Below are 12,555 nucleotides of genomic sequence, written 5' to 3' on the forward strand. Positions count from 1 at the left end.
GCCACACCTGCGCGGACTCCATGAGCTTGTCCTCGTCCGCCTTCGGCCAGTCGAAGCCGAGCATCTCCAGGACCCACTCAACACTGTCCGGCAACATCAGCGACACTTCGTCAAACCCCCAGTAATGACGACCACTTCACGGCAACACGAAACCCAGCAAGAACGGCAGACGCCGAACGACGAACCCTCAGATCACCTGCGGCCGGTGCAACGCACCGATCCGACCCCCGACCATCCCCTGCGAACCCTCCATCGTCCGGAACGAACCATCCGTCGCCGACTCGTTCGCCTCATGACTGGCCGCCATACCCTGCAACTTCTGCCCGATCTCCCCGATCCGCGTCCCCAAAGAAGCCATCGACTCCTTCATCCCGTCCCGCAGACCCTCATACACAACACCGAACTTCTCACCCAGATCGTCATCACCCCACGGCGGAGTGTCACCCTTCTCCAGGGCCTCCAACTTCGCCGACAAATCCTTCACCGCAGCCGAGAAATCATCACCGACCGCCGCCATACTCTTCCCCTCAGCCCGAAGACTGACCGGGTCCACCACAATCTGCTGCGACATCAACACCCCCGTGTTTCCAGCTCACCGACCATCTCGAAACCCGCCCCGAAAGACCGTCAGGGACGGTGCCGGTCCAGTTCCCAGTCCTCAGGCTCGTCCGGCCCGTACTCGGCCTCGGTCTCCTCGCGCAGCTTCTCGGCTCGGCCTTCGGAGGCCTCCCGCTCGGCCGGCGACAGGTTCTCCGCGGCCGTACGGATCTGGCCGAGCCGGTCACCGATCGCGCCGAGATAGGTGTCGGACTGGACGACCTCGCGCATTCCGACCCGCCCGGCCAGCACATCCCGGGCCATCCGCTGGAGCTGGTCGCCGACGGAGTCCGATTCGGCGAGGGTGCGCAGCGCGCGGTGCAGTTCCCTGGCCTGGGACGGGTTGTCGGCCACGTCGAGCAGTTCGTCGTCCGAGATCTCCGGAATCTCCCGGTCTGCAGCCATCTCTCCCCCTGGATCCCGGTTCCTCACGCCGTGGGGCCAACTGGGCCCACGGCGAACAGCATTGCTCATGAGATCATAATGTTTAAGGCTGGGTCTGTCCTCGTTCGGTCTCGACCCTGCAACAGGTAGCCTCACCAGGTCCGGCCGCTGCGCGCCACAGGCAGCATGACAGCGGCCCAGCGCCCGAACGACAGAGCCGAGCGGGCAGCACAGCACCCACACAGCACAAGCGAGGAGTCTTCGTGATCACCCAGGAGCACGCGCTCAGCACGGCTGACGCCTGGCTGAACGGCAGCGGCGGCGCGCAGCGCGAGGTCCGCTTCCGGGAGTTCGACCTGGGCTGGGTGGTCTGGGCGGCCCCGGCTCCGCTGGAGCGCGACCCGGTCACCGGGCAGCGGCGTCCCCCGGCCGACCTCGGTGACGCGTGCGGCGTGATCGACCGTCAGAGCGGCGCACTCAGCGTCTGGTCCTCGATCCCGGTGGACGAGGTGATCGAGGCGTACCGTGAGCACAGCCGCCCCGCCACCGGCCCGGGCAACACGCTGACCGCGACCTACCCGCACCCCACCACCGGCGAGGACAGCCTCCTCGAGCTGACGTCCGGCCCCGGCCGCCCGCCGGTGGAGCACCAGTTGGTGGCCGAGCTGGCCCGCCGCGGCGTAGCGACCGCCGCCGTCCGCACCATCCACACCGCGCTGCGCCCCGCCACCCTGCCCGGCGGCTACGGCGCCGCCCTGCTGGAGCAGCACTTCCCCGCCGCCGTGGTGAGCTTCGACCACCCGTACGGCATCACCGCCGAGGAGCGCGCCCAGGGCGTCACGGCCCTCACCGACCACACCCGGCCCGCTGCCAAGCCGAACCGGGTGCCCGCTCCCCAGCCGGCCGAGGTCACCCCCGCCGAGCCGGTCCGCGACGTGGCGCTGGGCCGTCAACTCCCCGCCGCCTTCGGCGAGGTGCTCCGCTACGACGCCGACGACCTGGCCGCCAGCGCGCTGCCCGAGGCCGCCCGCTCCACCCTCACCTGGGCCGGACTGCCCACCGAGCTGCCGCTCTTCTTCACCGCCGACCGCACCGACGTCGCCGACGCCTCGCCGGCCGGCGGTCTCTTCGCCGACCTGCGCACCCACCTGACGGCAGCCGGTTCCCCCGTCGAGGCCCAGACCCTCGACATCCTCGCGGGCTGGACCCGGATCGGCTCGGACGGCCTCTGCGCCATCGCCGTCCAGACCACCGGCGACGAGGTCGGCTCCGTCTGGGCCGTCCACCCCCGCACCGGCAGCGGACGCTACGTCAACAGCTCTGTCTCCACCTTCGTCCGCAGCCTCGCCCTGCTGTCCGCCGAACGCCCGCAGCTCGCCGGCCTCGACCCGGTCGCCGCCGCAACGGCCCTGGCCACCCTCCAGACCGGCCTCGCCGAGATCGACCCGGAGACCTTCCGCAAGGACACCACCTGGTGGTCCGTCGTCATCGAGCAGATGTGGCACGGCCTGCTCTGAGCCCAGCCGTGAGCCGGACGCCACCCCACGGGCGTCCGGCTCAGCCGTCCTATGCGCAGGCGCCTCGGTGGCGTCAGAGCGCCGGGCAAGCGCCGGGCACCGGCCGCTTCGCCCTGCATCACCCTGGAGTACACCGGGTTCACCGGCCTGCCGCCGGGTCTCCGCGCTGCGGCCCGCTCACCGACATACCGTCACGGTAGGGTGCAAATCGCCCCATCCCACGGAGGTGTGCCCGTGCTCTGGCCGCTCGTCGCGCTGCTCGCCATCGTCCTGGTCACCCTCGCGGTCGGCTGGGTGGCGGACCAGGTGCTGCAACGGCTGGCCGTCAGCCATCCCGAGGCGCCGATCTGGGCGCTGCTGCGCCGCTGCCGGGTCCCGCTCCAACTGGTGGTCTGTACAAGCCTGCTGATCGCTGTCCGGCCGATCGAGCGGCTCTTGGGCCTGGAGGGCGACGACACCCACCACGTGGTGCTGCTGGTGCTGATCGCCTGCCTCGGCTGGCTGACCGTACGGATCGTGGCGGCCGCCCTGGAGGCGTTCTTCACCCGGTACCAGGCACTGGCCGACGACCCGGCCCGGGTGCAGCGGGTGCAGACCCAGCTCGGGATGACCCGACGGGTGGTCAGCGCCCTGATCGCCGTCGTCACGGTCGCCGTGATGCTGCTGACCTTCCAGACCATGCGCACCGTCGGCGCCAGCCTGCTCGCCTCGGCGGGCATCATCGGCATCGTGGCCGGCATCGCCGCCCAGAGCGCCCTGGGCAACTTCTTCGCCGGGCTCCAGATCGCCTTCGGCGACACCGTCCGGCTCGGCGACACCGTCTTCGTCGAGGGGCAGCAGGGCACCGTCGAGGAGATCACGCTCTCCTACCTGGTGATCAGGCTCTGGGACTACCGCCGCCTGATCGTCCCGACCTCCTACTTCGTCAGCAAGCCGTTCGAGAACTGGACCCGCAAGGACCCGGGCCTGCTCGGCTCCGTCCTGCTCCACCTCGACCACACCACGCCGGTGGACCAACTCCGCACCGCGCTGGGCGACTTCCTCCCCACCACACCCCTCTGGGACACCCTGGAATGGTCCCTCCAGGTCACCGACACCACCCCCAGCACCATCGTCGTCCGGGCCACCATGACCGCCCGTACCCGGTCGGCTTCTTCTTCCCCTTTGTGAGGTCGCCCAGCACCTCGTTCGCGACACGGTCCCGCTCCTTCAGGATCTCCGCTTCACTCATCGGCAGGCCCACCGGACCCTGCTTCGAAACCCCCTTGTAGACCTTGTCGGACAGCATCAACTTCTCATTCGCGTCAATCTTGTAGACGTGCTCCAGCCGACCGATCCAGGTGCTCTCGGCAGCATGGCTCTGCGCCAGGCCCAGCGGTCCCTCAGCCTCGACCTTCTTCCCGATCCGCCCGAGATCGGTCTCGATGGCCAGATCGGGCAGGAACACCTGCTGAGCGCCGGGACGCTGTGCATGAATCGAGTCGACCAGGTGCTGCCCCTCCTTGGACCCCACTCCGAAGCCCTCGCTCGGGCCAAGCCCTCCGTGGTAACCCTCCACGCGGACGAAGGTGTTGGGCTCCGGGAAGTAGACCAGCCTCGGGTCCACCCGAGCCATAGCCGCCCTGACCTCGTTGTCGACCTCGAGCGCGAACCTCTGGTCCTCGGGAGCATTCGCCGGCGCACTGTACCCGCCACTCACCAGGTCCAGCGGTGCCTCGTCCCGCCGGAGCTTGGCTGCGGCCGCCTTGATCGCCGTCGCCCGCTCCGCGCCCACCGCATCTGCGGCCTCCTTCAGTCCGGCCGCCTTGTCAGGATCGGTCTCCTTACCCGCTGCCGCGAGCAGGTCCGCCTGGCGTTTGGCCAACTTGCGCATGTCGGACTGCTGGGAGGCTTCCCTGACCGCAGCCGCCTCGAGCGCCGCTTCGAACGATGCATCCACCTCACTGAACAGGGGCCTGCCCTGCACTGTGGTGAAGCTCGTCGTGTCGCTGTCACTGGTGTGCAGGTAGATCCGGACCCCCTCCGGATGGAGCCCCTGCAGCGCCTCCTCATACTCCTGGACCGCCTGCATACTGACGATCTGCTGGCGGACCGCGCCGTAGAGGATGGTGTTCTGCTCCGGTCCCTTGTCCACGTCCACCTCCGTGTTGCTCCAGCTGAACCCGACCACCGTGACCGGCATCGACTGGTTCTTCCACTTCTCCGCGAAGTCCTTGGCCTCGGTGGAGAACTTGGCCTCAAGCGCCTTGTGGTTGGTCCTGCCGTCCCACGCGTTGACGCCGATCACCAGCGCGAGCTTGTCGTTGGACTGCCGGTCAGCGCTGCTCAGGCCGGTCTTCCGGTACTCGTCGGCCAGCGCGAAGAGGTCCAACTTGTCGTTCAGCACGGCCGGGACGACGCCGATCACTGCCACCTTCGCGGGTGCCGGTACGGGCGCGGACGAGGACGAGGTCTCTTCGACACTCCCTGGCTCGGGGAAGGCGCCGGCCTTCACATAGCTGTTGAACATCGTTATCCGATGGATCGCCGGGGGCTTGATCTTTGGCGCCGTCGGCTCGTACCCCGGCGGCATCCCCGGCGCGGGGGCCATTCCCGGGCGGTCAGGGGACGTCCTGTGGTCGGCAGTCATCGGCGTCTGCCCAGCGGGCTTGCGGTCGGAGCCGAGGGGGACGGCGAAGACGCCGCTGTCGCCGTTGTGGAGAGGCTGCGGGCTGCGCTGACCGGTCTGGCCGTCGATGTAGGTGATCTTGCCGTTGTGGTTGACGGCGTTCCAGGCGTGGGAGCGGCCGTCCTTGTCGGAGGTGATGATCACCGCCTGCGAACCGTGGCCGCTCTGACGGAGCTGGCCCTCGAGCCGGTCGAAGGCGGCGCGGCCGTCGCCGTAGTCCCCGAACTTGGCGCCCAGGGAATTCTCGATCCGGGCACGGCCGTTGGCTTCGCCCAGGTCGGACGGGCGGCCGGCGGCGTCCAGGTCAGGGGTGCGAGAGGCTGCGGCCGTCGGGTGACCGGAGTAGGTGTCAACCATGGCCAGTGCCACGTCGGCACAGTTGTTGTTGCGGCCCGGGGTGCGAGGGCCGTCACCGTTGATGCTCGCGGTCCAGTTGCCGTTGTCCGGGTCCGGATGGACCTGCGGCTTGCCGTCCACGTCGTGCGGGACCGCGCTGTTGACCCGCTCGTTGTCCTGGTCCGACGGGTCCACGAGTCCACCGGGGCTGCCCTGCGGGCGGTAGTCGGTGGCGGGGTGGTACCCGTCAGGGCCGATCTTCGCCAGGCCGAACTGCTTGCCGAAGGCGTTCCGGAACTCGGTGTCCGTCTCCGGCATCGGCGTCGGCCCCGGCTGGCCCGGTGCCGGCGGTGCGGCGATCGGGTTGCCCTGCAGGTCGATCCGGGAGATCGGGCGGTTGGGGTCGTCGGCGCTGGGCATCTCCGAAAGCGGCTGCTCCTTCGGGCCGGTGACAGAGGCCCAGACGGTGTAGCTGTGGTCCGCCGGGGGAGGCATCGCCCCCGGAGCGGCCGGGGTCACCGTCCGGGTGCTCGTGTCCGCCCACCGCAGCTGGCCGTCCGGACCGTTCACCAGCGCCATCACATGCCCGGTCTGCGCGCCGTTGTGCACCAGGACCAGGGCGAACGAGCCGGGCCCGGCCTGCGTGAGCTGGCCGTGCAGGATGTTGACCGCCTCCGGCCCCTGGCCGAACCTGCGCGGGATGTCGTGCCGCCGGTTCATCGTCCGGGCGGGCTTCGGCTCGGGCTGGCCCGTCTGGGTCTGCCCGGAGACCCGCGGCCGGCCGTAGTGCGTGTCGCGCAGTGCCTCGGTGTTCTCCAGACAGGCATTCAGATCCGTGCCGGGCCGCAGGCTGTCCCTGGGTGCCGAGCTCAGGTCGGTGGTGGCCCCGTTCGCGACCTGGACGAAGTGCGGGTTGATCCGCTGGAGCAGCTCGGTCGACAACTCCGGGTAGGTGTCCTTGCGCACCGCTGCCGGGTCACTGAGCGAGGGATCGCCGAGCGCCTTCCGCTGCCGGTCGGCCAGCTTCTGCATCTCGTCGTTCAACGGCTTCGCGGCAGCGTCGTGGACGGACAGCTCCGTGTCCACGGCCTGGATGTCGTTCCGCCGCTGGTCCACCTCGGCCTGGATGGCCGCGATCCGGTCCTGACGCAGGCCGGCCACCTCCGCCGTGAGCTGGTCGTACCGGGCGATGTCCTCGCGGGCCTGCTGGTTCCTGCCCTGGAGCTCCTGGAACTCCTGCTCCTTCGCCCGCAGTTGGTCCGCCTTGGCCTGACTCGACGGCGCTTCCGCAGTCAGCCGGGAGATCTCGCCCTGCAGGAGCTTGAGTTGCTGCTCCTGCCCCGGGGCGTCGGCCGACGCCTGGTCGTACTCGGCCTTGTGCTCGGCGAGTTGGCTCTCCTTGGACATGATCGTCCGGCTTGCGCTCTGCTGCGAGGCGCTGAACACCGCAGCTTCCTGCTCCATCCGTCGGCGCTTCGCCTGCAGCGGGGCGAGCTCGGCCTCGGTCTGCTGGTTCTGGTTGTGCAGCGCCGTGCCCTGCTGCTGCACCGCGTTCCGCTGCGCCTCCAGCTCGGCTCGCCTGACCTGCTCCGCAGGAACCTGCGGATCCAGCTTGGCGGTCTCCGCGTCCAGGCGGTCGCGCTCGGCCGCCAAACGGTTGATCTCCTGCTGCTCGCGCTGCGACTTCTCACTCAGCTCCTGCTCACGGGCCCCGTCCAGGCCACCCTCCCGCAGCGCGACGCTCTGCTCGGCGACCCGGGCCTCCTGAGCCAGCAGTTCCGTCTTCTTCGCGGCGAGCTCGGCCTCGGTCTGCTGGTTCTGGTTGTGCAGCGCCGTGCCCTGCTGCTGCACTGCGTTCCACTGCGCCTCCAGCTCGGCCCGCCTGACCTGCTCCGCAGGAACCTGCGAATCCAGCTTGGCGGCCTCCTCGTTCAAGCGGTCACGCTCGGCCGCCAAACGGCCGATCTCCTGCTGCTCCCGCTGCGCACGGTCCGTCAACTGGTCGTGCTGGAGGGAAATCTCCCCGGCACGCTGGATCTCCGTCCGGAAGGCTGTGGCCTCCTGCTCCGCCTTCTGCTGGTCCGCCTGTGCCTGGGCGATCTCCGCCTCGGTCTGCTGGTTCTGGTTGTGCAGCGCCGTGCCCTGCTGCTGCACCGCATTCCACTGCGCCTCCAACTCGGCCCGCCTGACCTGCTCCGCAGGAACCTGCGGATTCAGCTTCGCGGCCTCCGCATTCAAGCGGTCGCTCTCGGCCGCCAAACGGTTGATCTCCTGCTGCTCCCGCTTCGACTTCTCGGTCAGCTCCTGCTGCTTGGACTGCAGTTGACCGGCCAGCCGCTCCCGGCCCAGCACCGGCTCGACGGCCTGACGAAGATCGCCGTGCTCGGTCCAGAGCTGGTTCTGACGCTCCGACAGCCTCGCGAGATCCCCCGCCGGGACCCTCTGACCCTGATCGGTGAGCAGCGATGTGGCATCGGCATCGAGCCGGCGGAGGCTGTCCAGCCGGATCGCCCGCGCATCCTCGGTCCGGGCCAGGGCCCGGAGACGGTCGATCTCCGCGCGGCGGTCGGCCTGCTCCATGAGCACCGCCGGCGGCGGCGTCTGCGGGGCATCGGCAGGCCACCGAGCGGCGTGGGCGCGCTCGTCGTCCTTGAGCTCGTCCAGACGGTCATTCCGGGCATCCGCCCCACGGGCCAAGCCGTCGAGGGCCGCGATCTCCTGCTTGATGCGGTTCTGCTGCTCGACCACCAAGTGCTGCTGAAGGGTGCCGAGCTGGCTCGGCCGGGCCAGGTTGTAGCCGCGCGCGTCCATCTGGCCGTCGGTGCGCTCGTAGGCGGGCGTCCGGCGCTCCTTGGCCGGCCGGAGGTCCTCCGACTCGCTGGGACGCTTGCCCGCAGGGTCGCTGTCCCTCCCCGACGGGCTCACCGGGTTGTTCGTACCGTCACCGGCGCCCAAGGGAGCCGAGGGTGCGGACCGTGAACCCGTGGGACCGTCGCCCGAGCCGGGCGACACCGGTCCGAGGGACCTGGATGTGGTGGTGCCGGCGTCGCTCCCGGTAGTGCTGTCGGCACCGCCCTCGGCGGTGGGCAGCGGAGCGGAGCGCGCCGACGCGGGGGCCGACGGAGCACCGAAGCTCCCGTCACCCTGGTCCGGGCCGCCGTTCTGCTCAGCAGCACCGAAGTGGACCAGGAAATTGGAGTCGATCTCCGCCAGGGGTACCTGCGCCGGCTGGCCCGGCTGCGCCGGGACGAGCGGCTTGCCGTCGACATCGATGGCGGAGACTGGCGTCCCGGTGGACTGCCGGATGATCTGGCTGAGGGGCTGATCCTGCGGCCCCGCGGCGGCGGCCCAGACGTTCCAGTTGCCCTGCGCGGGCGGGGGCATCTCACCCTGCCGGGCGGGCCGCACCGTACGGGTGCTGGTGTCCGCCCACTTCAACTCGCCGTCGGTGTCGTGCACCAGCGCCATGGCGTGGCCCACCGTCCCGGTACCGCCGTGCACGAGGACGACGGCGAAGGACCCCTTTCCGGCCTCCCGGAGCTGGTCGTGCAGGATGTCGACGGCCTTCGGCCCCTGGCCGAACAGTCGCGGCCGCTCGTGCAGCCGGGCCAGCGTCCAGGCCGGCTTGGGCTCAGGAGTACCCGTCAGGGTCTGCCCGGATACCCGCGGACTGCCGTAGTAGGTCGCACGGAGCGCCTCGGTGTTCTCCAGGCAGGCGTTGAGGTCCACCCCGGGCCGCAGGCTCTGCCGAGGCGCGGCGTTCGGGTCCACCGTCTCCACGTTGGCGGCCTGCACCACATGGGGATTGACCGCACCGAGCAACGCAGGCGTCAGCGTCGGTGCGCGGTGCGGATAGAGGCCGGGCTTCGCGTTGAAAGCGTCCTGCTGGCGCCTCAGTATCGATTCCAACTGCTTCTGCCGCGGCTCCGTCAGCTGGTCGGCCTGGTCCAACTGTTGGTAGACCGTTTCCAGTTCGGTCTGCACCTGCCCCAGTTGCTGCTTCATCGCGCCGACCGGGTCGGCGTTCAGCGCACCGATATCGGCCGCCAGCTGCTGCCGCTTCTGCTCCTGTGCCGCCGCATCCTGGTCCGTGCGGTCCATCTCGGCCTTGATCTGGGCGAGTCGGCGCTCCTGACGGTTGATCAGCTCGTCTGATCCACTCTGCTTGCGGCGCTGGAGCTCCGCCAGTTCGGCGACCCGACGGACGCCTTCCGCACTCTCCTCCGGCGTGCGCTGCGGATTGTTCCGCAGCTGTTCGATCCGCTGTTCCGTCTGGCTGATCAGCGTGTCGACCGAGGTCTTCTTCAGCGCGGCGACGTCGGCCTCGAGCCGACGCCGCTCGGCCGTGATCGTGGCGATGTCGGCCGCGACCCGATGGTGCTTGGCGACGAGGTCCGTGTAGGCCTTCTCCTTGTCCCCCGCCTCCTTGGTCAGCCTCTGGATCTCGACGAGGTGCCTGGCGTCCCCGGTCTGCTGGTGCAGCGCCTCGTGCTCCTGGGCCCTGGTCCGCAGCGCGGCCGCCTCGCCCGGTAGAGCTGCGAGCTGCTGCTCACGCCTCAGGACCTCGCTGTTCCTGCGATCGTGCTCCGCCTCGAGCTCCGCAGCCTTGCGTTGCTTGTAAGCGATCACCCCATCCACCTGCAGCAGAGGCGAGGGGCGCTGGGCGAGCTCGGCCTCCAACTGCTGCTTCCGGTTGATCTGCGGGGCAAACGCGGCCTTGGCCTGCTGGTGTACGGCGTCCAGCTGCTGGTGCTGCTGTTGCTTGTCCTGGAACTGCGTCTGACGGTCCTGTCCCTGCGCCATCAGCGCGGCGTGCTCGGCCTGCAGGGTCTGGAACGCGGTGACCTCGGCAGCGCCGGGCTGGGGATGCGCCTGCAGGGCCGCCATCTGGTTCTGGTTGGCCTGCAGGCGGCCCGTCAGGTCGTTGAGCTCGCGCTGGAGTTCGGCCCCCTCGTTCTGAAGCTGCTGGAGCTGCTGCTCCTGGTTCCGCAACGGCTCGAACTGCTTGTCCAACTCGGCGATCTCGCGCTCACGCATCGCGATCGGTTCACGGAGCTGGCGATAGGAGCTGTGCTCCTCCCAAAGCTGGTTCTGTCGGTCCACCAGCTTCTTCAACGTGGCCGGATCGACCTCGACGTCCTGCTCCCCGAGCAGCGTGGCCGTGTCGCGCTGGAGCTTCTCCAGATCCCGCAGCCGGGCTTCCTGCTCCGGAGTCCGCTTGGGCGTCTTCTTGAGCCTGGACACCTCCCCGGCCAGGCGAGCCTTCCGATCCTCGACCAGATGGCGCTGGAGGGCGTTGTGCTGCGCCGGCCTGGCCAGTTCGTAGCCCCGGTCGTTCATCGTGGCCTTGGTCCGCTCGAAAGCCGAGTTCCGCTGCTTCTTCGCACCGGCGACCGGCGGAGCAGCGGGCTGGACCGGCGGAGCGGCAGGCGGAGCAGCAGGCTGGCCTGCGGGCCGGACCGGCGGAGCAACAGGCTGGGCCGCCGGAGCGACGGGCGGCCCACTCGGCGCTCCCCCCGCAGTCGGAGCACCGAAGCCTGCCAGTGGTGCAGCGGCCGGAGGGGTCGAGTTGACTCCGGTCCTGGGAGCCGACGGCGGAGTGGGGGTGCCGGTGGGGGCGGCAGCGGGCGCGGCGGCCGGGGCCGGCGGCGCGGCCGGCTGCACCGGAGCTTCGGGGGTGACCTGAGGGGGCGTGAACTCCCCCGTGGGGCTGGGCGCGTAGCCCGGGGTCGACGGTGCGGTGCGCATGCCGACGGGGCCCAGGCCGGCGACCCGGGTACCCGTCGACTGGTCGTGCTGGTCGGTGTCCGGGGTCTGACGCTGGTGCGGCACACCGGCGGGCGGGCCGTCGGTAGTGGGTGCTGTCCGGGGCGTGGGCGTCGGGTCCGGAGTGCTGTTCGGAGTGTTGTCCGGGGTGTTGTCCGGGGTGCGGTGGGTCGGCGGCTCGTACGGGGCGAGCTGGGGGGAAGGCTCGCCACGGGTGGTGGCCGGGCCCTGGTACGGGGCGGTGTCGGGGGTCGGAGTGCTGGCGTCCCGGTTGGCGGAGAAGTTCCGCGGGGTGTCCTCGGAGTAGTTCTGACGGATGTTGTGCCCGTCGCTCCCGACGTCCGACAGGTTGGAATGGTTACCCGAGTCGCTGTGCGTGTCGGGGGTGGTGCCCTCGGAGTAGTTCTGACGGATGTTGTGCCCGTCGTTCCCGACATCGGACAGGTTGGACTGGTCGCCCGAAGTGGTGTCCCCATGGGAGTCGGGCTTGCTCGAGCTTCCGGAACCATCGGATCCCGAACTGCTGGGTGTGTCGGAGGAGTTGGAGCCATCCCAACCGTCAGACCTACTGGAACTGCCAGATCCGCTGGAGCCCGACGAGTTGGAGTCTTCCCAACCGTCAGACCTACTGGAACTGCCGGAACCGTTGGAGCCGGACGAGTTGGAGCTACCCGAACCACTGGAACCGCTGGAGCCCGAGGAGTTGGAACCACCCGAACCACTGGAACCGCTGGAACCCGACGAACTGGAACCACCAGAGCCGGTGGAACTGTCAGAACCGCTGGAACCCGACGAGTTGGAGCTACCCGAACCACTGGAATCGCCGGAACCCGACGAGTTGGAGCTACCGGAGCCCGGAATGTCGGAGCCGCCCGCGAAGTCGGAGGCATCCGGGATGTCGGAGGAGTTGAACTTGCCCTTGAGGGCGGAGGCACCGCGCATGATGGCCGGGCTGCCCGCGCCGCTGAGGGCGGAGCCGCCCAGGCCGGAGCCGTCCACCTCGCCGGTGAGGGCGAGTTGGGTGACCACGTCGGCGCCGACRTCGGTGATGGCRCCCTCGACCATCTGGGCCGGGAGGGTGTCCATCTTCTTGCCGATCAGCTTGCCGCCGGCCGMGCCSAGSCCCTTGCCGATCAKGCCGCCCGCCGCGCCGCCGATCGCGCCGCCGGCGGCGCTCATGCCGAGCTCCTTGCCGTCCAGCTCCTTGCGGTTGCCCGCCGCGAGCTGGATGCTCTGGGCCAGCAGGTTGATGGCGACCTCCTGGAAGGCCTCCTTCAACGCGTACTC

5 protein-coding genes are annotated in these 12,555 nt (G+C 69.7%); 2 read left to right on the plus strand and 3 right to left on the minus strand.

The annotated features are described in order from the left end of the window. Positions 1-187: 187 nt before the first annotated feature. Both ACXJMZ_RS34925 and ACXJMZ_RS34930 read right to left on the minus strand, forming a co-directional pair. On the minus strand, positions 188-571 hold the full coding sequence (locus tag ACXJMZ_RS34925; RefSeq protein ID WP_457030639.1) for a WXG100 family type VII secretion target: 384 nt from the start codon (positions 569-571) through the stop codon (positions 188-190). 56 nt (positions 572-627) lie between these two features. After that, entirely contained in the window at positions 628-1,002 is a 375-nt protein-coding gene (locus tag ACXJMZ_RS34930; RefSeq protein WP_057233085.1) for a hypothetical protein, read from the minus strand. Positions 1,003-1,244: 242 nt separating this feature from the next. On the opposite strand from ACXJMZ_RS34930, the gene ACXJMZ_RS34935 reads away from it, so the two are divergent. Both ACXJMZ_RS34935 and ACXJMZ_RS34940 read left to right on the plus strand, forming a co-directional pair. Continuing rightward, positions 1,245-2,498 carry an SUKH-4 family immunity protein gene (locus ACXJMZ_RS34935; protein ID WP_457034040.1) on the plus strand — a complete coding sequence of 418 codons (1,254 nt, stop codon included), beginning with the start codon at positions 1,245-1,247 and terminating at the stop codon, positions 2,496-2,498. A gap of 234 nt (positions 2,499-2,732) precedes the next feature. After that, positions 2,733-3,668 (plus strand): mechanosensitive ion channel family protein, encoded by a 936-nt coding sequence (locus ACXJMZ_RS34940; RefSeq protein WP_457034041.1) that lies wholly within the window; start codon positions 2,733-2,735, stop codon positions 3,666-3,668. Here the strand turns inward: ACXJMZ_RS34940 and ACXJMZ_RS34945 are convergent. Continuing rightward, complete coding sequence (locus ACXJMZ_RS34945; protein ID WP_457034042.1) at positions 3,586-12,546, minus strand: toxin glutamine deamidase domain-containing protein; 8,961 nt, start codon at positions 12,544-12,546, stop codon at positions 3,586-3,588. The two genes, ACXJMZ_RS34940 and ACXJMZ_RS34945, sit on opposite strands and share 83 nt — an antisense overlap. Between the last annotated feature and the right edge of the window lie 9 nt (positions 12,547-12,555).

The organism is Kitasatospora sp. P5_F3, assembly GCF_054049135.1.

Excerpts from the sequence above, each read along its gene's own strand:
- ACXJMZ_RS34925 (WP_457030639.1), bottom strand. The coding sequence starts at position 571 with ATGTCGCAGCAGATTGTGGTGGACCCGGTCAGTCTTCGGGCTGAGGGG.
- ACXJMZ_RS34930 (WP_057233085.1), bottom strand. The coding sequence starts at position 1,002 with ATGGCTGCAGACCGGGAGATTCCGGAGATCTCGGACGACGAACTGCTC.